This window comes from Rhodopirellula sp. UBA1907 (assembly GCF_002337565.1).
GTDB lineage: Bacteria > Planctomycetota > Planctomycetia > Pirellulales > Pirellulaceae > Rhodopirellula > Rhodopirellula europaea.
Genome location: NZ_DDGH01000104.1, coordinates 1 through 22,566, shown reverse-complemented (window position 1 = coordinate 22,566; position 22,566 = coordinate 1). Strand labels below are relative to the sequence as shown.

The 22,566-nt window shown below is 58.0% G+C and carries 14 protein-coding genes; 12 read left to right on the top strand and 2 right to left on the bottom strand.

Going from position 1 to position 22,566, the window contains the following annotated elements; translation table 11 throughout:
* Positions 1-81: 81 nt before the first annotated feature.
* Positions 82-6,276, top strand: coding sequence for a hypothetical protein (locus tag B2R17_RS26290; RefSeq protein WP_414707403.1), 6,195 nt, complete (start codon positions 82-84; stop codon positions 6,274-6,276).
* Positions 6,277-6,363: 87 nt separating this feature from the next.
* Positions 6,364-7,095 (top strand): hypothetical protein, encoded by a 732-nt coding sequence (locus B2R17_RS26285; RefSeq protein WP_286766321.1) that lies wholly within the window; start codon positions 6,364-6,366, stop codon positions 7,093-7,095.
* Positions 7,096-7,209: 114 nt separating this feature from the next.
* Here the strand turns inward: B2R17_RS26285 and B2R17_RS26280 are convergent, their stop codons facing one another.
* A complete protein-coding gene (locus B2R17_RS26280; protein ID WP_286766320.1) occupies positions 7,210-9,201 on the bottom strand; it encodes a hypothetical protein in 1,992 nt (663 codons plus the stop codon).
* 636 nt (positions 9,202-9,837) lie between these two features.
* On the opposite strand from B2R17_RS26280, the gene groL (B2R17_RS26275) reads away from it, so the two are divergent.
* The 8 genes from groL (B2R17_RS26275) (at position 9,838) to B2R17_RS26240 (ending at position 18,718) form a co-directional block, all read left to right on the top strand.
* Positions 9,838-11,556, top strand: a complete 1,719-nt coding sequence (gene groL / locus B2R17_RS26275; RefSeq protein WP_236615436.1) for a chaperonin GroEL — start codon at positions 9,838-9,840, stop codon at positions 11,554-11,556.
* Between the two features lie 78 nt (positions 11,557-11,634).
* Positions 11,635-11,940 carry a co-chaperone GroES gene (gene groES, locus B2R17_RS26270; RefSeq protein ID WP_007330007.1) on the top strand — a complete coding sequence of 102 codons (306 nt, stop codon included), beginning with the start codon at positions 11,635-11,637 and terminating at the stop codon, positions 11,938-11,940.
* A gap of 45 nt (positions 11,941-11,985) precedes the next feature.
* A complete protein-coding gene (gene groL / locus B2R17_RS26265; protein WP_008656221.1) occupies positions 11,986-13,608 on the top strand; it encodes a chaperonin GroEL in 1,623 nt (540 codons plus the stop codon).
* Between the two features lie 169 nt (positions 13,609-13,777).
* Positions 13,778-14,953 carry a molecular chaperone DnaJ gene (gene dnaJ, locus B2R17_RS26260; protein ID WP_286766319.1) on the top strand — a complete coding sequence of 392 codons (1,176 nt, stop codon included), beginning with the start codon at positions 13,778-13,780 and terminating at the stop codon, positions 14,951-14,953.
* On the top strand, positions 14,950-15,552 hold the full coding sequence (locus tag B2R17_RS26255; RefSeq protein ID WP_008663491.1) for a nucleotide exchange factor GrpE: 603 nt from the start codon (positions 14,950-14,952) through the stop codon (positions 15,550-15,552). The genes dnaJ and B2R17_RS26255 overlap by 4 nt, the downstream gene beginning before the upstream one ends.
* A gap of 74 nt (positions 15,553-15,626) precedes the next feature.
* A complete protein-coding gene (locus B2R17_RS26250; RefSeq protein WP_008656216.1) occupies positions 15,627-15,905 on the top strand; it encodes an FmdB family zinc ribbon protein in 279 nt (92 codons plus the stop codon).
* Between the two features lie 132 nt (positions 15,906-16,037).
* Positions 16,038-16,844: an MBL fold metallo-hydrolase gene (locus B2R17_RS26245; RefSeq protein ID WP_008663493.1), complete on the top strand. Its 807-nt coding sequence runs from the start codon at positions 16,038-16,040 to the stop codon at positions 16,842-16,844.
* A gap of 236 nt (positions 16,845-17,080) precedes the next feature.
* A complete protein-coding gene (locus tag B2R17_RS26240) occupies positions 17,081-18,718 on the top strand; it encodes an L-serine ammonia-lyase, iron-sulfur-dependent, subunit alpha (RefSeq protein ID WP_286766318.1) in 1,638 nt (545 codons plus the stop codon).
* A 59-nt stretch (positions 18,719-18,777) separates the two neighbouring features.
* On the opposite strand, the gene B2R17_RS26235 is transcribed toward B2R17_RS26240, so the two are convergent.
* Positions 18,778-20,472, bottom strand: a complete 1,695-nt coding sequence (locus tag B2R17_RS26235; protein ID WP_286766317.1) for a DUF1559 domain-containing protein — start codon at positions 20,470-20,472, stop codon at positions 18,778-18,780.
* A 432-nt stretch (positions 20,473-20,904) separates the two neighbouring features.
* Here B2R17_RS26235 and B2R17_RS26230 point away from each other — a divergent pair, with 432 nt between their 5' ends.
* Positions 20,905-21,942, top strand: a complete 1,038-nt coding sequence (locus B2R17_RS26230; RefSeq protein WP_286766316.1) for an AAA family ATPase — start codon at positions 20,905-20,907, stop codon at positions 21,940-21,942.
* Positions 21,943-22,087: 145 nt separating this feature from the next.
* On the top strand, positions 22,088-22,456 hold the full coding sequence (locus B2R17_RS26225) for an endonuclease domain-containing protein (RefSeq protein WP_286766315.1): 369 nt from the start codon (positions 22,088-22,090) through the stop codon (positions 22,454-22,456).
* Positions 22,457-22,566: the final 110 nt, after the last annotated feature.

Genomic DNA, 22,566 nt, shown 5'->3' with positions numbered 1-22,566 from the left:
GTGGGGAATCCTTTGGCCTAGATTGGTCGGTCCCGACCATGGCCAGTCTGGTCCTTCGCTTGCTTTTTCCCCGCGGTTTCCATGATGGAAGTGCTGTTTTTCATTGCGATCGGGTGGCTGATCATCACCATGGTCGGGCATCTGACCTGGGTCGTTGCCGCAACGATTTTTCGGCTGTTCTTCAATCCCAAATCGCTCTACCCGCCGGCCCCTCCACCTCAGACCAAGCCGGACGACTGGTCGAGATCAACGTCCCAGCGTCCTGAGGGATCTCAAGCCCACGGAAGCTCGAACAGCACCGACGAGCCACCCTCCGCAGCAAACGACCTGGCCGCATTTTCGCGAATGCTGGATGCGCTGACCGTCACCGATCAACTCGAGGTGGAAGTCGCGAACCGACTGAAAGTATCCGCCCAGAAGTTGGCAACGAAGCCGAAAACGCCAGCACCCGAGCCAATTGCCGAACCGACGTTGCCCGCCGCGGAGACACCTCAAACCGCAATCGCGCCCGCCGCTCTCGCCGAAGCACAGCCAACTGAAGTTGCCCCGCCCATTGCGGAGCCAGTCTTTGCGGAACCCGTCGTCGCAGAAGCGGTCACCGCCGAAATCGTCTACGATCCTCCGGTCCCAAGCACGCCCAAGCGAGCGCTGTCGGAAGTCATCACTTCGTTTCTGGCTCGCAACAACATTCGTTGGGGCGAACTGGTCGCTGGATTGCTGGTCGTGGTCTGCTCGATCGGCTTGGTCGTCAGTCTTTGGAACACCCTGACGTCCGCTCACCGAGTCGTGCCGTCGCTGATTTTCATGTCGGCCGACGCGGCAATTTTCGCGGCAGGCCTGTACACAGTTCGGCGATGGAAACTGCGACACACCAGCCGCGCGGTTTTGATCATTGCGACGCTGCTGGTTCCCTTGTGCGTGCTAGCGGGAATGGCCGCGGCAGGCGCGGGACTGGATTCAGTCACGCTCTCCGATCCCGCGACGCTGGGCACGATCGTGGCTGGATTGGCCGGTTGCGGCTGGCTGCTGCTTCAATCCTCTCGCAGCTTGGTGGGTCGCGCCGATGCGTTGCCGATGACGGCCAGCGTCATTGCACCGACGCTGGCATTGCCGTTGCTTCCCACCGCCGCACGCCTGCTTGGTTCCAACGCTGGGTTTGCGGTTTTGGTTCCCGCGATCTGTGTCGCCGCAGCGATTCTTTGGCCGCAACGTCAACGGCGCACACGCCTGAATTCACGTGAACAGACTGATTCCGTTGGCGGTCGAAGGCATTGGAAGAACCGTTGGCTGTCGCTCGGCATCGCCGCCTCGTCGATGGCCAGCGTCCTTGTCTACGCCGCGTTTTTGTTCAGCAACTTGGAGGACCAATTCGCAGTGCAGACGGCTTGGATTCAAATCGCGATCGCATCGATTCCGTTTTGGATCGCGATTGCCTCGAGTTGCCACAACGACTCGACCAAGCTTCGCCGCCCAGGCGACTCGCCGTCGACCAAACGCGGATGGATGGCCAACTCGAACTTGATCGCGACAGTTCTAACGCTGCTTTCGATGGGAGTCGTTTTGGCGATCCTGCCCGCGTCGCTTCGCAGGTTGGATTGGATGTGGATGCATGCGATCGTGGCCGCGGCGTCATGGCTCGCGGCCAGCATCGCACTGCGGCAACCGTCTCGCGTTGTCGGTGCGACCTTGCCGCTGGGGATCGCCGCGATGCTGTCATCTCCCGTTTGGATGGGCGATGCGACCTGGGGCGACCTGCCGCTGTGGCGATTGATCTTGGGTGGCGAACCGATGGTCACGTCGCTTGGCATTGCCGCGTTGCTCGGTGGAGTCGGCTTTGCCCTGAGCCAAATCGCGAAAGGCAAATCTTGGGCTCGCGAATTGGTCGCGTCGAGCTGGTTCGCCGCCTGTTTGTGGGGCGGAGTCGCATTCGTCCAAGCACTGGTGCTCAGCTTTGCCCCGGCAACTTGGCTGGGACAGGTGCCACCGATGGTGGTCGATGTGGTGCTCGGTGTTTCGGCACTCGGATGCATCCTCGGATCCTTCAAAGAATCGCGAGCTTCGTTGGCAACACCGGTGATATTGGTTGCGTTCTGGACTTCCGTGCTGGGACTGCTGACCTGGACGAACGGTCAACCTCACGCCGATTTCACGTTGACACCTTGGATCGGACTGGCGGTCACCGTGTCTTTGATGGTTGCCGCCGCTCTTGCGAAAGCCTTGCTTCTCCGCCAATCAAACTCCGGCGAACAATCCAACCTCCTCGAGCGATTCAGCTCGCTATCGCAAACTGCTGAGCAGTCGATGCGACGTCACGCTTCATCGGCGGGAGTGATGGCATGTCTATCAGCCGCCGCCTTGGGTGGGGTGGCTTTGTTTTCGCTCTCACCCAGTGGCCTCGAAGCGCCCGGGTGGTGGTCCGCCAGCGGTCAACTCTGGTTGCTGGTCGCGTCGCTATTCGGTGTCGCGATTTTGTTGCGAGCACGCGGTTGGCTGCAAACTTCGATGGGCCTGTCAGCGATCACGGTCGCGACCACGCTCACCGCCTGCTTGGGCGTGACGGTTTGGCATTCGGAATCTTGGCTGGGCGGAATTGCGACTTGGTGGGTCGCGGCAATTTTCGCGTCGACTTCGGCGTTGTGGATGCTCGTCCGAACCACCATGCCACTGCGAACATGGTTCCCGAGCAACAAACTTCAAACCGCTCATCTGAACTGGGCCCAGATGCCAGACGGCCTGTTCGCGATGTTGGCAACGGGCACCATCGTCTTCACCGTCGCTCGCCAGTACGCCGCAATCGTGGCGGGGCCATTGGAAGCGATCGCCCAGTGGTCCACCAATGACTGGATCGCTGCCGCCGACTTCGCTTGGTTCGAATCAGCCGCGTGCTTGGGATTGGTCGCCGGCACCTCGGCGTTGTTCGTTCTTTCGCGAAGCCACACTGAAGACTCGCACTGGTCAAAAGACGGCTGGCAAGATTGGTTCTTGGGCTTGCTCGGTGCAGCCAGTTTGTATCTGGCGAGCCAACTTGGATTGGCATGGACCGGCACCGCTTCATCGTGCTTGGTCGTCACAACAACGCTTGCCTGTGCGTTCTTGTTCGCATGGAAGTTCCGTTCCCGATTCGCGACTCAGCCATGGTTCGCCTTCCTGTCACCGAGCCCATCGGAACGACTTGCCATCCACTCGATGATCGCGGGATTGGTGGCCGCGGGGTCATTGGTTTTGCTCGGGACGGACTGGCTGGCACCGCTGTCGAACAACCAATCCCCGGATCGATTCAGCACCCTCGCGGTGACGGCATGGTGGATCATCGCCTCGGTCGGATTGCTGTGGTCCAAAGCGGACTCTGCTCGCGAAGCAAAATCCAACGCACTTCTTTCCAGCGTCTTGCTACCCGCGGCGGTAGGCATTGCCACCCCGGCGATCGCGACGCGAATTCCTTTCGTGAACCAGCCCTTGGTATGGGTCCAGATGTCGGTGTTTGGGTCGCTCGCCTGGTGGCTGCTCCAGCAGTTGATCAGCAAGACGCCGGGCTCACCTGACAACACCTCGTCAAGCTTCACGGCAGGAGCCCACCTTTCGCGGGTTTGGATCCTGGTCGTTGGCTTGGTGTGCAGCGTTGTCGCTGGCTCCATCGCTTATTCGTCAACGGGAACGATGCTGCAGTCTCCGTTCTCGTTGTGGACGTTGCCCATCGGCGGGTTGGTGTCGCTGATCGCCGTCGCGGTGGCGATGCGATGCTATGTCACTCCGGCTCGCGATGCATGGCCTTTCGCGATCAGTCTGTTGTCCGGACACGCGACGGTTCTGGTTGTTTGGATGCAGTGGATTCATCCCGATTCGGCGCTGACCACGCTAGGCAGCATCTGGCTCACCGCATCGATCGGCTCGGCAGTGGTGCACTGGATACGAAACATCCCGCTGCACGCCTGGCACATGACACTGCTGACATTCGCGTTGGCTTGGGTCGGCTTGTTTGACAACGACACCGCACCTTGGGCTCTGTCGTCGCTTGCCGTCGCCGGCCTTTCAGTCGCGGGGATTTCATGCACTCGGTTCGGGCGAACGATCTCAAGCAGCGACCTCCCCGAAACCAGTGACAAACCGGAAACCGACACCACCCAGCCACGACGTTCCACTTGGCAAACGATTGGTTCGGTCAATTCTCTGGCCGGATGGAACTGGCGATTTGTCTTGCCACGATTGCTGGGATGGACCACCGTTGGAGTTGGCGGGTTCTTGCTTTGGAACACCGCTTTGGATCCGATCGTTGCGGTGTCCAAGTTTGACCCGACCTCGATTTGGCTGGCTTGGATGGCCCTGTGGGTGATCGTTTGGCGAAGCGTCAGAAGCGATCGCTCGGCTCCACTGGCCGACATCGAAACCGCTTGTGCAATGATTCCCATCGCCGCGTTGGGTTGGATGGAGTCACACCTGGCACTTCCCCGCTCTGCCTTTGCCGGTTCCGGTTGGATTGGCGTGACCAGCGGTTCGCTAACATTGGCTTCGCTTGGATTGGTCGCCGCGTCGGCTTGGCTGCGTCCGAGTGGGCGAACGGTTTGGTTTGTCAGCCTCGTGCTCTCTTGCATCGGGGCCAGCGAAGTCGCTTTGTGGATCGGATCGCAGGCCGGACTGACAACCAACCAAGGTTTCGCGGTGACTCACTTGGTCGTGTCGGCCGTCTTGGTGGCCTGGACGTTTGGTTCATCGCTGCTTGGAAAAGCTCGCCTGCAATTGGCGGGCTCGCTCGAACAAGTGACGCTGATTTGGGTTGGCCTCAGTTCATTGCTGGCATGCTGGTTGGTCGTGGATCACATCGACGAACCGTGGCCGCGTGTTTGCATCCTTGCCACCGGTGCGCTCGCGTGGGTGTTCTTCGAATTGTCGGAACGAAACCTCGCCAACAATCCCACCACCACTGCCAGACGCCGCCACATCACCGTCGGCATCGTGCTTTGGTCGGTCGCGTTGATGGCGGTGCTGACCGGATTGCCACTGAAGCACCCTGCCCTGATCGCGGTGATGCGATTGTTGGTGGCAAACGTTTTGATGGTCGCGGTGCTGCTGCTGGCGATTCCCAAACTACTCAAGGGTCCGTTCCTGGATCGCTGGAAGGAAGCACTGACGCGTGGCGGGCTGATCTCAGGCGTCGTCGCCATTGGTTCACTGGTCGTGATGTTGGCGTTGGAAACTGCGGTTCGCAAACCGGTGATCGGCATTCCCGGGATTAGCATGCCTGTCGTGATCGCAGTTGCAATCACGCTGGGCGGACTGGCCGCGATGGCAGGTGTCTTGGCGGTTTTGACTGGCCCCAATTCGCGACTGCCAAACGCGATCCGAAACGTGCAACTCACCGATTCGCAGCGGAAATGGTTGCTGTACATCGCTCAAGGAGTTGCCGCGACGACTTGGTTGCACTTGTTCCTCTGCCGAACCGGAATCGCGTTTTTGGGACTGCGACAAGTTTGGCCGTACGTTGTGATGGTGATCGCGTTCGCCAGCGTTGGCTTGACTCAGTGGGCGATACGCCGGAGCGATAAAGTGCTGGCCGATGTGATGCGTCGCACGTCCATGTTCTTGCCAATGATTCCCGTCGTCGGTTTCTGGCTGAGCGGTTCGTACGCGGTGGTGACGCAATCGGAAGCTTGGTCGTGGACGTTTTTCCGAGGCACGACTTCCTACCAGGGTTTGCTGCTGGTCGGTGCGATCTACTACGGGATGATGTCGCTGCTATGGAAGAACGGACTGCTGCGAATTGCGACGGTGGTGCTGGCCAATGCCGCGTTGTGGGTGACGCTGACTCAGGTTCCCGGTTGGGACTTCATCACGCACCCGCAAGCCTGGCTGATTCCGCCGGCGGTTTGTGTGTTGTTGATCGCTCACTTGCAACGCGATCGATTGGACCCGGCCATGGGATCGGCGATTCGCTACGCATGCACCTTGATGATCTACCTCAGCAGCACGGCTGACATGCTGCTGTCAGAAATTGGCCGCTCGCTGTGGGGACCAGTGATCCTGGTGCTGCTTGCGTTGGCCGGGATGGCACTCGGCGTCGTTCTGCGAGTCAAACCGTTCCTCTACCTGGGCACCATCTTTGTGTTCCTCGGTGTGACCAGCATGGTCTGGCATTCGACGCAAGCGATCGATGCCGTTTGGCCGTGGTGGGCGTTTGGAATCACGACCGGCCTGCTTCTGCTGACCGGGCTGGCGATGATCGAGAAGCACCGCCCGCGGCTGAACCAATGGGCGAACCAACTGGCGAGCTGGGAAAGTTAGTCCAATCAGGCAAAACAGGTCTCTCGTCGCGGGAACCAAGTTCGCTAGACTGAGCAGCGAACTTGGCTCAAACACGGAGGATCAACCATGGCAAAATCGGAACAACAGAAGCAAAAGAAGCTGGCCAAACTGAAGGCCAAAGAGCAGCGCAAGAAGAAACAACTCGCTCGCCAGCAACAAATGATGGCGTCGATGGCGGGCAAAATGCGAGCCGCCGCCACCGGATCGATCAAGGACTGCATGATCAGTCCCGAACTGCTGATCCCCAACCCAACCCGCCCCGCGATTGGGCACGTGATGCTTTCGCGAACAGCCCCCGGAGGCCAAATTGCCGCGGCGTTCTTCCTGGTGGACCTGGGCTGCATGGGCGTGAAAGACGTGGCTGGGAACTACCGCACGCAGACCGAATACAGCGACGTGATCACGGACATGCAGTCGCGTCAGATGCTGCAACCTTGCGAGCCCGAGTTCGCTCGCGGGGTGGTGGAAGCTGCGATCGCGTATGCCGAATCATGCGGCCTGCAACCGCACCCCGATTACAGCAAGTACGCGCCGTTGTGGCACCACATCGAACCCGCCTCGGTAGGAGACACAATCTCCTTTGGCATGAATGGGAAACCGACCTACATCGCGGGCCCGTACGACGACATGGGCCGACAAACGCAAATCTACAACCGCATGCTCGAGACCCTCGGCGAAGGCAACTTCGAATTCGCGATGGCCACGGCGGGCGCTCAGAACTTCGATGACTTCGAACTGGATGAAGAGATCGAACTCGATGAAGAGAGCTCGATCGTGCGGCTCGATTCGGCAGAGTGAATCTCTGATCTCGTCGACGCAATCAAACCGAGCCTGGCATCCGCTGCTTGATCGATTCACAGGCGATTCACCTGGTTTGCACCATCATGCAAACCAGTCGATCGCATCGAACCATCAGCGATTCAACACGTGCCAACCCGACTCTTGATGCTGGGTTGCCTTTGGCTTGACGGGCTGAGGAGCTCGAGGTGCCGCATGGACCGGAGCCGCGGCAGGTCGACGAGTTTCAACGCGTGATGGACGCTCTTGAGTCGGTTGGCGGACGGGCTGACGAACAGGTTGATAGTCGCCAACAGGTTCTGACAACGCAGCCGTTTCAGGCATCGAAGGCCGACGCTCGGTCAACGAAGCTTCGCGAACTTTGTACCCCCACTGAACCGGGCCTTCGTCTTCCAACGAAGAATCCATTCGCGATTGAGCTTGCTCGTAGGCTCCACCACCAGTGCGTGGCGGTGGCGGCAAAGCGGGCAACAAATCAGGTGCTCGCAATTGCCCCGTTTCCGAAGTCGACGGTGGCGACAACGATGGGATGGAACGAACCGGCGCTGTGCTCGGACGAGCAACTGGAGCGGCGGGTTGCATCCCTCGGTCATCGAATGCGTGACGGTAACCTTCCGGTGCCGGGATCGGACGCACGCGAGGTGCGGCGGATGGATCCGCGGCAGCGCTTCCGGACGTCAATCGACGCAGATCTTCGCGATCTCGAAGAACCTCTTGTCGGCTTCGACTGAGGTAGTCATCCAGAGAATTCTGCTCGCTCTTTTCGGTTTCGTCCTGCACTTCTGGCTCAGGCTGATAACGATAACTTTCGTAGGCATCGTTGGGGTAGTTGTCTTCGGTCTGGCTTGGTTCTTCCGCCTGACGATTGTTCTGAGCGGGTGGCTCTATGCTGTAACGATACTGCGTCGCCGGAGGCTGATCCGATGGCGAAGGTTGTGATTCCGATGGAGCCTCGCTGGCATAGGGCGAACCCGTTAGCGGAGAAAGCGTTTGTTGCTGGGCATCGAATGGTTGCAAGTTCGATGGAGTCGAAGTTGGCGGTGCCATCGGTTGCAGGTCGCTCGTTTGTGCGACTCCGCCGTAACCGCCTGGATCGATTGAGCTGGGGATTGAAGAAGCGGAGGGATTGCCGCTCCAACTTGGTTGTGCCGCATACGATTCGATCGGTGCCGATTGCGTGTACGGCGAAGCAGCATATGGCGACGCACCATAGGGACTGGTGACTGGAGCGACCGATGTTGCAACGCCGCACGAATCGACCGTATTCATGCACGGATCAATCGTCGTGGATGGCACCATCGCGGGCTGCGATGCCAAACCTTGAAAGGTTGTGTACGGCGTTCGCTGCAACTGCTGAACGGTCGACTCACAAGCACGTTGGACAGTGACGGTCGTTCCGGTGACTGGGTCCAATGTCGTTGCGGGCCGGTAATAAGTGATCGGCGCGGTGTAATACGAACTGCGGTATCCGGTGCCGAGCAACGAATTGAAGAACCGAGACAAACCGCTTCGAATCGGAGTCCGGTAACCGGTTGTCGGTGGATAGCCGGTTGCTGGTCGGTAGGCCGTGACGGGTTGGACACCTGCGACATTCGTCGTGTAGCTGCTGTTTGGATAAACGTTGCCCGTTCCGAAGTATGGACTTCCGGTCGAAACGGCACCACGATAACCAGCGACAACTGGCGAGCTCGTGGTCGGCATCCCCGTGTACACCGAAGGGTTGTCCAGTGGAACGGCTCCGTAGGCAGGTCGCTGCAAGGAGTAAGGCTGAGACGGCGCGTAGATGCTGGAAGGATTCAGCGGCAACACCGACGAGTTCGGTGCAGCGGTCATCAAGGGTGTGTAACCCGCGGTGTAGCCCGGATAGTTGGCGGCATAACCAGGAGGCGGCGCAACCGCGGGAGCCCCCGTGGTGATCCCGGGAGTGGTCGTGATCGTTGTGACAGGCGCACCCACGACCGGTGTGTATCCGGCGACGTAAGCGGGTTGCTTGCCGTACAGCCAATCCGTCAAACAACACGCGTTGACAGAGGGCGCGGCAAACGAGCCCACGACCTGGCTCAGGACGACAAACGGGAGGACATATCGGCGATGACACCAACGCATCGGCACAACCAATCAGGTTTGAATCATTTTGGGCGGGACGGACTGAAGCCACCGCAGATTGCGGACCGGAAACAGCCACGAACACAACTCTTCGAACACCACGCAACGACGCGCAGTTGCCACAAGTGAAGGTTTTGAAAGCCAAAAGGTCAATGATTCTTGAGGGGCAGTTATTCGCTTGGTAAGCATTTCGGGCCGTCAGCTGCCGGTCGAAACGATTGCAACGATTGGAAAAGATCCTGACCGGACACGTGGAGATTTCACGCTCTCAGCAAGCCCCCTGCCACGTTGGCAACCAAGGCTGGTCGATCGAGCCAAACGGCGATCGACCGACAAACACACAAATCGCGTAACTCTTTTCGCAATTGTCACTTGCAACAAAAAACAAGCTCGCGGTACGGCGATTGCTACCTGCGAGCCCCAACGAACGCGTTCATGCCCGAATGGCCGAACTGGATCCATCGACTCAGTTCCTCATCGTGCGGCACACGTGCCGAACACGTTCGCTCGACCCGAACACATTCCCCCGTCTCTTTCCCTCTTGGCATCGAATCCGTGGCCGCCCCGGGCTCGCACCTTTGCGAACCGCCCATCCACTGCGAGCCTCTCGGATCCAAACCACCTCAGGAGAACTACATCGTGGCAAAGCAGATCGTTTTCGACGATGACGCACGCGGCCCATTGCTTGCCGGAGTCAGCAAGCTGGCCCGTGCCGTCCGCAGCACACTTGGCCCTCGCGGCCGCAACGCCGTTCTGGACAAAGGATGGGGTTCGCCCAAAGTCACTAAAGACGGCGTGACCGTCGCCGAAGACATCGAACTGGACGATCCATTCGAAAACCTCGGCGCACAATTGGTCAAAGAAGCCGCCAGCAAGACCAATGACGTTGCTGGTGACGGCACCACCACCGCCACCGTGCTCAGCGAAGCCATTTTCCGCGAAGGCCTGAAAATGGTCGCGACCGGAGCCGACCCAATGGCATTGTCGCGTGGCATTCAAAAAGCCGTCGACACCGCGACCGCTCAAATCGCCAAAATGGCGACCCCGATCAACGAGAAGAGCAAGAGCGACATCAAGCAAGTTGCCACGATCGCTGGCAACAACGACCCACAAATCGGTGACGTCCTCGCAGACGCCTTCACCAAGGTCGGCAAGAACGGCGTGATCACCGTTGAAGAAGGCCGCAGCAACGAGACTTACGTCGACGTTGTCGAAGGCATGCAATTCGATCGCGGATTCCTGTCGCCTCACTTCGTCACCAACCAAGACGAAGTCACGGTTGAACTGGATGATTGCTACATCCTGTTGTTCGAAGAAAAGATCAGCAACAACAAGAAGATGATTCCGTTGCTGGAAGCCATCAGCAAAGCCAAGAAGCCATTGCTGATCATCGCCGAAGACACCGAAGGCGAAGCTCTCGCCACTTTGGTCGTCAACAAGATGCGTGGCATCCTGTCGGCTTGTGCTGTGAAGGCCCCCGGTTACGGCGATCGCCGCAAAGCCATCTTGGGCGACATCGCTGCCCTGACCGGCGGCAAGGCGATCTTCAAAGATCTCGGCATCGACCTGGAAAGCGTCAAGGTTTCCGACCTCGGTCGTGCCAAACAAATTCGCATCACCAGCGAAGCGACCACCATCGTCGGTGGTGCTGGCAAGAAAGCTGACATCGAAGGCCGTGTCGCTCAAATCCGTCGCGAAATTGAAGCGACCGACAGCGACTACGACCGCGAAAAGCTGCAAGAGCGTTTGGCCAAACTGGCCGGCGGTGTGGCTCAAATCAACGTCGGTGCTGCAACCGAAACCGAGATGAAGGAACGCAAAGCCCTCATCGACGACGCTCGTGCCGCGACCCAAGCTGCACTCGAAGAAGGCATCGTCCCCGGTGGCGGAACCGCACTGCTTCGCTGCCGTGCTGCTGTTGAAAAACTGGAAAAAGCAACCGAAGGCGATCAAAAGCTCGGCGTGCGAATCATCCGCAACGTGCTCGACCAGCCAATGCGTGCGATCGCCAACAACGCTGGCCTGGACGGAGCCGTGGTTGTCAACCGCGTGCTTCAAATGAAGGGCAAAACCGAAGGTTACGACGCCAACGCTGACAAGTACTGCGACCTCGTCGCAGCCGGCATCGTCGACCCCGCCAAAGTGGTTCGCACCTCGCTGACCAACGCAGCTTCGGTCGCCGCTTTGTTGTTGACCACCGAATCTTTGGTCACCGAAATCCCCGTCGAAGAAGAACCAGCCGGTGGCGATCATCACGATCACGGCATGGGTGGCGGAATGCCAGACATGGGCGGCATGGGAATGGGTGGCATGGGCGGAATGGGAGGCATGGGTGGAATGGGCGGCATGATGTAAGCCGCTGCCCGCGACCCTCTTTCAATCCTTTTCCCACACCCAATTTCAAATCAACTTTCAACTCACAGGAATCAACTCATGGCCACTGCTAAAAAAATCAACCTGCGTCCTCTCGATGACCGCGTTGTGGTTCAACCCAGCGAAGCCGAAGAAACCACCGCTGGCGGCATCGTGCTCCCCGACTCGGCAAAAGAAAAGCCACAACGCGGCACCGTCGTCGCTGTTGGACCTGGCAAGTTGCTCGATAGCGGCAACCGCGGTGAACTCAGCGTTTCGGTCGGCGACGTCGTGATCTACGGCAAGTACGGCGGAAGCGAAATCGAAGTCGACGGACACGAAATGAAGATCCTTCGCGAAAGCGACATTTTGGCCAAGATCGGCTGATCCGGTTCGTTCTTTCACCCCAAAACATCTACGAGGAATTCAGTCGTGGCAAAACAATTGCTTTTTGACGATCACGCTCGGGCCCGCATGTTGGCCGGCGTGGAAAAACTGGCCAAGGCCGTCGCAACGACGATGGGTCCTACAGGCCGGAATGTGATCATCGATAAATCCTTCGGTGGTCCAACCGTGACCAAAGACGGTGTGACCGTCGCCAAGGAAATCGAACTCGAAGACCGCTTCGAGAACATGGGTGCCAAACTGGTCATCGAAGTCGCTCAAAAGACCAGCGACTTGGCCGGCGATGGAACCACCACCGCAACCGTGCTCGCTCGTGCCATCTTCAAAGAAGGTCTGCGAAACATCGTTGCCGGTAGCAACCCAACCGCGATTCGTCGCGGGATCGAAAAGGCTGTCGAAGCCGCTTGCGATCAACTGGTTGAAATGGGACGCCCCGTCAGCGGCAAACAAGAAGTCGCTCACGTCGGTGCGATCTCGGCCAACAACGACAACGTGATCGGTGAATTGCTCGCTGACGCATTGGAACGAGTCGGCAAAGACGGCGTCATCACCGTCGAAGAAGGCAAGAGCCGCACCACCGAAGTCGAATACGTCGACGGGATGCAGTTCGACAAGGGCTACGTTTCGCCTTACTTCATCACCGATTCCGGATCGATGGAAGCGAGCCTCGAAGACGCACTCGTGTTGCTGTACGAAAAGAAGGTCAGCAACATTCGCGACCTCGTGCCATTGCTTGAGAAGACCGCTCAAACCGGTCAACCATTGCTGATCATCGCCGAAGACGTCGACGCGGAAGCATTGACGTTGTTGGTGGTCAACAAGCTGCGTGGCACGCTCAACGTGTGTGCCGTCAAGGCTCCTGGCTTCGGCGATCGCCGCAAAGCCATGTTGGGCGACATCGCAACGTTGACCGGCGGAACGCTGATCAGCGAAGACCTCGGCATGCAGCTCGAGAACGTCACCTTGGAACACCTCGGTCGCGCGAAGAAAGTCACCGTCGACAAGTCGAACACGACCATCGTCGAAGGTGCCGGCAAACGCGAAGACATCGACAAGCGTGTCGCTCAAATCCGCGCTCAAATCGAGCAAACGGACAGCGATTACGACAAGGAAAAGTTCCAAGAGCGTTTGGCCAAACTGGCCGGCGGTGTGGCTGTCATCAGCGTCGGTGCCGAAACCGAAGCTGAAATGAAGCAAACCAAGGCTCGCTTGGAAGACGCTTTGCACGCAACTCGCGCTGCAGTCGAAGAAGGCATTCTGCCCGGTGGCGGTGTGGCTTTGGTTCACTGCCGCGAAGCGGTTGAAGCTGCCAAGAAGAAGGCCAAGGGCGACGAGAAAATCGGCGTTGACATTGTCTTGGGTGCCTTGGACGCTCCCATGCGTCAAATCGCCGACAACGGCGGCATCGACGGCAGCGTTGTGGTCGACGAAGTCCTGCAAAAGAACGACCCCAAAATCGGTTTCAACGCTCACACGGGCGAATACACCGACATGGTCAAAGCTGGCGTCATCGATCCCGTCAAAGTGGTTCGCACCGCATTGACCAACGCTGCCAGCATCGCAGGCTTGTTGCTCACGACCGAAGCCTTGGTCACGAACTTCGAGCAAGAAGACAAAGACAAACGTCCTGTCGAAGGCATGGTCAGCTAATCGCTGAACCAAACTTCGCACGACATATTTTTAATGGGCCGTTCGCCTTCGGTGAGCGGCCCGTTTTCATGACCCTCCAAGCGTCCGTCCGCCATGTCCCAATCGGACCGGTGAAACAAATGACGCCGAGGCGATCACTGACCACGAACACTTTTCTGTTTGATTTCTCATGGCCACCAAAACCTGCTACTACGAAGTGCTGAAGGTCGAACGAACGGCCACGAAGCAGCAGGTCGATCGCGCGTATCGCAAGCTTGCTATCAAGTACCATCCCGATAGCAATCGCGACGACGAATCCGCGACGGCGAAATTCAAAGAAGCAACCGAAGCCTACGAAGTCCTCAGCGATGCAAACAAACGAGCTCGCTATGACCAATACGGTCATGCCGGGGTCGAAGGCGCGACACAACAATACGGCGACGTCGAAGACATTTTCGAAGCATTCGGCGATCTGTTCGGCGGTGGATTTGGAGACTTCTTTGGCGGAGGCTCCCGTCGTGGCGGCGGACGACGTCGCGTTCGACGCGGTGCCGATGTTCGCTGCGATGTCACGCTCACACTCGAAGAGGCCGCTCGCGGATGCCACAAGGACATCGTGTTCCGTCGCCGCGTTTCCTGCGACACCTGTGACGGCAGCGGTGCCGCCGCGGGCAGCGAACCGGTCACCTGCACCATGTGCGGCGGGCAAGGACAAGTCATCCAGTCAGCGGGCATCCTTCGCGTCCAAACGACTTGCCCGACCTGCAAAGGTGCTGGCAAACAAATCGGCGAACCGTGCGGCAAATGCCGTGGCACTGGAACGCAAAACGAAAAAGCCGAGATGAACGTCGAGATCCCCGCCGGGGTCGACGACGGCATGCGAGTCCGCTTGCAGGGCGAAGGTGAACCCAGCCCCGACGGTGGACCAAACGGCGACTGCTACTGCTTCATCTCCGTCAAAGAACACGACCTGTTCAAACGTGAAGGCCAGCATCTGATTTTGCAGATGCCAATTTCGTACGCCCAGGCCGCACTCGGCGCAACGATCAATGTGCCGACTCTCGATGGACCACACGAACTGACCGTTCCTGCCGGCACCCAAACCGGACACGTCTTCACCGTTCGCGGGCAAGGCATCGTTGATCCTCGCAGCGGACGCACCGGCGATCTGTTGGTTCAGATTTTCATCGAAGTCCCCAAAAAGCTCAGCGACAAACAACAAAAACTGCTTCGCGAACTCGCCGAACTCGATCACGATTCGGTGCTTCCCGAACGCACCTCGTTTCTCGACAAACTTCGTCACTTTTTTGACCCCGAACCGGAAGAAGCCAGCACCGGCTCGACCGACACGGAGAAAGACTCATGAACGAACAACCCAACGAAGAACTTCAATCCGAAGACGAACAACTCGACCCGCAGGAAACGGTTTCCTTTGAAGGCGAAACCTCAGCTAACGACGAAGCGTTCGCGGAAGCCGGCGAAGAAACTCGCGACGAAGAGATGACGCGTCTGCGTGGTGAAGTCGAAGAGGCGAGCAAACGCGTTTTGCAAGCACAAGCCGAAGCGGAGAACTTTCGCAAACGCCTGCGTCGCGACACCGAAGCGCAATTGAAATTCGCTGGCATGCCGCTGGTCACCGACATCCTGCAAGTCCGTGACAACTTGCTGCGTGCAATCGATGCCGCAACCACCGCCGGTGAAGGCGAATCAACGGCCGGATTGGTCGAAGGCGTGTCGATGGTTCGCAAACAACTCGACGACGTGCTGGCCAAACACGCGATCAAAGAAATCCCCGCCGAAGGCGAACTGTTCGACCCGAACTTCCACGAAGCCATCTCGCAGATGCCTCATCCCGAGATCGCATCGGGCATGGTCGCTCATGTCGCAACACCTGGTTTCCAAATGCACGACCGCGTTGTGCGTCCCGCTCAAGTCGTCGTCAGCACCGGCGATGGTTCGGAATGATCGCCGGTTGCCTGAACCGATCCTGACACCGCCTTTGTTTTTCACCTTCTCCCTTTTTCTTTCAATCCTTTCCTATGCCGACTTACGATTATTTGTGTGAAGCTTGTGGTCACGAGTTGGAAGTGTTCCAAGGCATCAACGACGAAGTTTTGAAGAAGTGCCCGGAATGCAAAAAGAACAAACTGCAACGTCAGTTTGGAACCGGCGCTGCGATCGTCTTCAAAGGCAGCGGCTTCTACCAAACCGACTACCGCAGCGAGAGCTACAAAAAAGGGCAAAGCGCCGACAAACCCAAGTCGGAACCCAAGAGCGATAGCAAAGCCAAGAAGTCCACGCCAAAATCCAAGGACTGAGTCGCTCTTTCCGCCATCCAAGGCCGTGCAACAACCGACCACGATTGGTTGGGAGCACGGCCGGTTGAATTTGGCCGCCGTGCCATCAAACAGCGCTCCTACGTCGCTTGAGAACCTGCTACGATTGCCAGCATGGATGTTCTGTGTTTGCAATCAGGAAGCAGCGGTAACTGTGTCTTCGTTGACACGGGCTCGGAGTGCGTGCTCTTTGACGCGGGAATCAGTTTCCGCAAAGTGCAAACTCGACTGAACGAAGCCGGGCGTGATGCATCGGAAATCGACGCCATCGTGATCTCGCACGATCACCGCGACCACATCGGATGCTTGGGCGTCCTGAATCGCAAACTCAATGTGCCGATTCACATCAGCCGCCGAACCCTTCAGTCGACCGAGCGTCGTATCCCACTCGGTCCCGTCCACGACATCCAGCATTTCGTCCCGGGCGAAACGTTCACGATCGGCGAAACCGCGATTGAGACGATGCCGACGCCGCACGATGGTGTCGATGGAGCCGTCTTCACGCTGGACAACGGCTGCTCTCGGTTTGGATTGTGGACGGATCTGGGATGCGTCTTCGATGACATGCTCGCCAGCGTAAACACGCTCGATGCCTTGTTCATCGAAAGCAACTACGACGAAAACATGTTGGCCAATTCGGGCTACCCCGAATTTCTTCGCGACCGAATTTCCGGCCCCCGTGGGCACATCTCCAATCGCGAAGCCGCCGAAGTGATCTCCCTCGCCGGCCACGACCTGCAGTGGGCCTGCTTGGCCCACCTGTCCGATGAGAACAACTGCCCCGACGTCGCCCTGCGAACCCACCGAGAATGCCTGGGCGATCGGCTGCAGCTGATTTGTGCCGACCGCCATCTCGCGACACAACCACTTCGGGTCTCTCCCGCGAAGAACCGAAAACTCACACAGCAAATGTTCTTCTGAAGCGGTGTGTGCATCCGCCGCTCAAATACTCGGGTGGGACGACGGCACGATGAACCTGCGAGCCAGCCCAAAGTCGATGCCTGTCCGCCGACCCACGTGACTCCCCGAATCGATGCATTAGGGCGAACAAGCTTCCATCCGCCTCCGTCATTCCGCCGTGAATTTGACGCAGCAAGTCAATTGAGTCAGAGTCATCGCTTCTTCATTTTCACTTCTTGCTGCATTTGAGCGATCCCATGACCGTCAGCATCTTCAATGACGTCATCGGCCCAGTGATGCGTGGCCCCAGCAGTTCGCACTGCGCCGCGGCTCTGCGAATTGGACGCCTGGCCCGCGATCTGGTGGGCGGCGACCTGCAACATGTGCTGATTCAGTTCGACGAATCGGGATCCCTTCCCGCGACCCACACCAGCCAAGGTTCCGACATGGGCTTGTTCGGCGGGTTGCTCGGCTGGGAAGCCCACGACGAACGCTTGCCAAACTCGCGCCAGCATCTGATCGACAATGGCATCGCATTTGAATTTGAATACGGTAACTATGGTGACGCTCACCCGAACACCTATCGTCTGACCGTTTGCGGTGAACGAGAATCTCACACGCTGATTGCGATCTCCACCGGCGGCGGCATGATCGAAGTCACCTCGATCGACGACTTTGATGTCTCGATGGATGGTGGCTTTGACGAGACCCTGGTTCGCCTAGCAGAACCCGCCTCGAACGAATCCATCCAAACCTTGGATTGCGAATCGCTCGCGAAAGAGTTGATGGCTGATCATGTCCATGTGAGGACGTCCGATCAAAACGTGATGCTGCAGATCCAATCAAGCCAACGCCTGGAATTCGCGACGCTGCAACGATCGCTTCCTTGGGAAAGTCCTGAGCCGATTGTTCGCCTGGCACCCGTGCTGCCGATACGCTCGCGTCCCAACGCTGAGATTCCCTTCCAAGATTGCAACACACTGACATCGCAAGCTGACGTCGACTCCAAACCACTTTGGAAGTGGGCGGTTGAATATGAGATGCAACGAGGCGGACTGACCGAGCGAGAAGTTTTGGACCGCATGATCGAAATCGTTCAAATCGCTCGCACCAGCATTGAGTCCGGTTTGAACGGAACCGAGTATGCCGACCGAGTACTCGGGTACCAGTCCGGCGGCTTCCGAGACAAGCTGCAGTCGGGACAATTGCTCGATGCAGGTGCCCTGAACCAAATCGTGCTCTACACCACCGCGATGATGGAAGTGAAAAGCTCGATGGGCGTGATCATCGCCGCCCCCACCGCGGGAGCCTGCGCGGCACTGCCTGCGACTTGTTTGGCGATGGGTGAATCGCTGTCGCTGTCCGACGAAGAAATCGCGAAAGCATTTCTGGCGGCTGGCTTGATCGGCGTGTTCATCGCAACCGCTTGGAGCTTTGCTGCCGAAGTCGGTGGATGCCAAGCCGAAGGTGGATCAGCCGCGGCCATGTCCGCAGCAGCCTTGGTCACGATGGCGGGCGGAACGACCACGCAAGCGACCGGCGCCGCATCGATGGCTCTGCAAAACATGCTGGGCTTGATTTGCGACCCCGTTGCCAACCGTGTTGAAGTCCCTTGCTTGGGCAAAAACGTGATCGCGGCCAGCAACGCGATCTCATGTGCCAACATGTGCTTGGCCGGATTTGATCCCGTCATTCCGCTGGACGAAACCATCGACGCGGCACGTCGAGTTTCCGAACGGATGCCGCGAGAACATCGCTGCACGGCGCTCGGCGGCTTGGCAACCACGCCGACATCGTTGCAAATCGAAAAACGATTGCAACAATGCGGTAGCGGGTGTGGATGCAGTGCGCCTCAGCCGGTGGCACTGAACACCAAGGCCACCGTCTCGACTTGAGCGGCGCGAACGGCCAACCCAAAGCGGCGCCGTTCAGACAAGCAAGCGAAGACAATTCGCTACGGGACGTCCACCGGTTCATTGCCGGCTCGCGTCAGGAGCTTTCTGAAGAGCTGAGCGTCGATGTTCTCGGAGATGAACTTCACCGCGCCGTCTGCCATTCCGACATGGAACCCGCCCGCCCGAGCATGCCCCAATCCGTTCAACGGGTCGTTCAGGTCGATGGCCAGGTCTTTTGGTTGAGTCCAAAAGACCGCTTCGTCTGCGTCTGCTTCCAACACAAGGACCGAATTGGAAAGGCCGTCCAAGAAGTCACGAAACTTTGTCGTCTGCATTGGCCTGATGCCAATCTCTTCGCCAACCACGGCCTGATAAATCGTGTGGCCAGGCTCCACGTTCAGCCCGATTGATTCGTAAACCTCGGGAACTTGCTGGGCGACTTGCAGATTGTGTTCGCTGTCCCAGGGTTCATCCAAACGAAACTGTTCATAGAGCTCCATCTCGTCGAGAAATGGAAGCAACTTCACTCGCCAGCTCAACAAAGGGTTGCCCTCATCGTCAGCGATCGCTGAAAGTGGCAGTTGCTGGTATGCGGCATGGTGGTTGTGAATCCCCAGCATGATTTGCTTGATGTTGTTGGATGACTGCACCCGGCGAGCGGCTTGGCGGCCCGCTTGAACAGCCGGCAACAAAAGCCCTACCAAAACTCCGGTCGACGCGATGCTCAATTCCGATTCCGCTTGAATGGTGACATCACGCTCAACCCTCAAAGGCTGAAAGGACTCCATCACCATGGCGGAGATCCGAGCCGCATAAGACTGCACCGCATCCCGCATCGCGGGCGACACATCCGATTGTTCGAGGTTTTGTTGGATCGAAGTCATTGCCAGAGTTTGAGCTTCGATCAACGAATCTTGCAGAATTCCTTCGATCTGTTCAGCGGCGGACTCATCGATGCCGACCAGAGTCAAATCCAACGCAATCGCATCTCCTTTCAGATCCAAATGCAAAAGGATCGCGTCGGTCAGCCCGGGAAGCTGCCCAAGAGGTTGAAGCTGGTGAGGCAATTGCGCCGCGGCATTCATTGCAAAGCCACTGACGATTGGGCGGATCGTTTTCATTTCCACCACCGCCGAGATCCCGTCGCGTTTCGGCAGAGACGCCAAACGAATTGGCAAAGGACCACGCTCTGACTCGTCAACCTTGGCTTGAGCGGTGGCAGTTTCGATCAACCAATCCGGCGACCCGACATACCAAATTTCGCCTTCTTCACCGTCGCCAAATTTAGCCGCCGATTCCAATCGACTCAGCACCATCGGAACGGACCCGTTCACTCGTACAGCCGTGTGATCGCCGATCTTGATCGGGCGTGGATCCAGGTCCAATGCTTCTTTCAAGACTTTCCCGTCGACCTTTCCAGTGAGTTGGACCACGGCAGCGAACAATGGCTGACCGGTTTCGAACGACAATCCAAACGTTGCTTGAATTTCTCGGATGTCGTTCGGATCGATCCCAATGGTTTCCTTTGCCTGCACACGGAGAATTTCCGTGGGATACAACCGAAACATGTCGTTGTCCCACCAATGCGATGGTGACAAAGCCAAGAAGCCAATCGAGTCATCATGGACGTAGCGACCGCCAATGACGCTTGGCGGTTCCGACGGCGTCAGCAAATCCTTCGCCCCGCCTAGCGGAATCAGCTGATCCTGTGCAAGGACGTTATGTCCGCCGCTCAGCGTCAGCACCCCAACCATCGCGAAAGCGATAACGACGGAGCGATAACAGCCCAAACCAAACTGCCAAAGCGTTCTGTTGCAGCCTGCCCAGTTTGATGAACAAGGCCATTGAGTTTTGGACGAACGATGGGCGGATTGAGGAGTGTCCCACATCACAGCGAATCTCCGGGTGAAAATCATAGCGGTTTCGACAGCAGTTTCATAAAGGTTTCATTGGCTAGCCTATCGAATTGCGGCGTCCGCTGTGTGGCTCGGAACAGCCTAAAAGCTCAGTGTTTTTGGAGTTTCATCGGATTCTCATTTTTGGACAGCGTCCTGAATGAGTTGATTCGCGAGACATCGATTACTGACGCTGGACCTATAAAAGTCGGCCTCGATCTTTGCGGCGGCACCGCTTGGGCGGTTATAGTATCCCGCTGGCTTGTACAAAGTTCACGACAGGAAATTCAGATGTCGCAATCGGTGGTGTCCAACAACTCATCCGCTTCCTCGGTGACCGAACCATCGCTGAGCGATGACGACGTCCAAGCAGTCGACCGACTCGGACGATTGACGCAGCAACTCCGAGACGAGCTGGCTCGCGTCATCGTTGGCCAACGTGAAACCGTCGATTTGTTGTTGGTGTGCTTGTTTGCACGGCGACACGCTTTGCTGATGGGTGTTCCTGGGCTGGCCAAGACTCTGTTGGTCAGCAAGCTCGCCGAAACGATGTCGCTCAAGTTCAATCGCATCCAGTTCACACCGGACTTGATGCCCATGGACATCACCGGCACAGACATCCTGCAAGACAACGGCGACGGTCGTCGTGAGTTCCAGTTCGCTCATGGACCAGTGTTCGCAAACATCGTGTTGGCCGACGAAATCAACCGAGCACCACCCAAGACCCAGGCCGCGATGTTGGAAGCGATGCAGGAACAACGCATCACCGTTGTCGGCAAAGGCTTTGACCTGCCGCCACCGTTCATGGTGCTCGCAACGCAAAACCCAGTTGAACAAGAAGGCACGTACCCGTTGCCGGAAGCCCAACTTGATCGGTTCATGGCCTTGATCGAATTGGACTACCCGTCCGAAGAAGAAGAGATCGCGATCGCTCGCACAACGACGGGCGGAAAGTTGCCTGAACTTCAACACTTGATGACGGCAGAGAACATCATCGCCAATCAAGACCTCGTCCGCCGCATCCCGGTGCCAGATCACATCTACACCGAAGCCGCCCAATTGGTCCGCAAGACTCGACCGGCCGGCGGAACCGCTCCGTCATGGTTGCTGCCGTTGGTGTCCTGGGGTGCTGGCCCACGAGCGGTTCAAGATTTGATCTTGGGTGCCAAGTCACGAGCCGCACTGGAAGGTTCCTACATGGTCCGCACCGAAGACATTCGATCCGTGGCACTGCCCGTGCTGACACACCGACTGATCACCACCTTCGCCGCCCAAGCCGAAGGCATGACCGCCCGAGACATCGTCGCAAGGTTGTTGGAAGAGGAGTGAGAGTCACTAGCTACTAGCTGTTAGCTGTTAGCAAAGGAGCGTCAGCGACGCGTCGTCCCCTCTCCACCGGCTTCCGGGGGAGAGGGCTAGGGTGAGGGGGCACGGATCAACAGGAATCGATGACAACTTTCAGAGTCAACCAACCATGCCAATCCGCCAACCACCTCAACTAACACAAAACGCTCGCGAGCTCCGCACCAACCAAACGAAAGCCGAATCACTCGTCTGGACACTCCTCCGCAACCGTCGACTCAACGGGCACAAATTTCGACGGCAGTTCCCCATCCCACCTTTCATCGCTGACTTCGCCTGTGTCGAGAAACGGTTGATCGTTGAACTCGATGGCGACTACCACGAACATCAAGAGCAACAAGACATGAGCCGAACAGCTCAATTGAATCGCGAAGGATGGACCGTTTTGCGATTTTGCAACGCGCATGTCCTTGAGAACACCGAAGCGGTTGGTGTGGCGATATTGCGGGCGTTGGGAGAGGAATGGCGAGGTGGTGAATGATGTTTGTTGAATATGCCCCCTCACCCTAGCCCTCTCCCCCGGAAGCCGGTGGAGAGGGGACATCGCGTCGCTTCGCTCCTTCGGAAACTAGCTCCTAGCTCCTAGCTCCT

Bases quoted from the DNA above. Each gene is read 5' to 3' on its own strand.
- B2R17_RS26290 (WP_414707403.1), top strand. From the start codon at position 82: ATGATGGAAGTGCTGTTTTTCATTGCGATCGGGTGGCTGATCATCACC.
- B2R17_RS26285 (WP_286766321.1), top strand. From the start codon at position 6,364: ATGGCAAAATCGGAACAACAGAAGCAAAAGAAGCTGGCCAAACTGAAG.
- B2R17_RS26280 (WP_286766320.1), bottom strand. From the start codon at position 9,201: ATGCGTTGGTGTCATCGCCGATATGTCCTCCCGTTTGTCGTCCTGAGC.
- groES (WP_007330007.1), top strand. From the start codon at position 11,635: ATGGCCACTGCTAAAAAAATCAACCTGCGTCCTCTCGATGACCGCGTT.
- dnaJ (WP_286766319.1), top strand. From the start codon at position 13,778: ATGGCCACCAAAACCTGCTACTACGAAGTGCTGAAGGTCGAACGAACG.
- B2R17_RS26255 (WP_008663491.1), top strand. From the start codon at position 14,950: ATGAACGAACAACCCAACGAAGAACTTCAATCCGAAGACGAACAACTC.
- B2R17_RS26250 (WP_008656216.1), top strand. From the start codon at position 15,627: ATGCCGACTTACGATTATTTGTGTGAAGCTTGTGGTCACGAGTTGGAA.
- B2R17_RS26245 (WP_008663493.1), top strand. From the start codon at position 16,038: ATGGATGTTCTGTGTTTGCAATCAGGAAGCAGCGGTAACTGTGTCTTC.
- B2R17_RS26240 (WP_286766318.1), top strand. From the start codon at position 17,081: ATGACCGTCAGCATCTTCAATGACGTCATCGGCCCAGTGATGCGTGGC.
- B2R17_RS26235 (WP_286766317.1), bottom strand. From the start codon at position 20,472: ATGGTTGGGGTGCTGACGCTGAGCGGCGGACATAACGTCCTTGCACAG.
- B2R17_RS26230 (WP_286766316.1), top strand. From the start codon at position 20,905: ATGTCGCAATCGGTGGTGTCCAACAACTCATCCGCTTCCTCGGTGACC.
- B2R17_RS26225 (WP_286766315.1), top strand. From the start codon at position 22,088: ATGCCAATCCGCCAACCACCTCAACTAACACAAAACGCTCGCGAGCTC.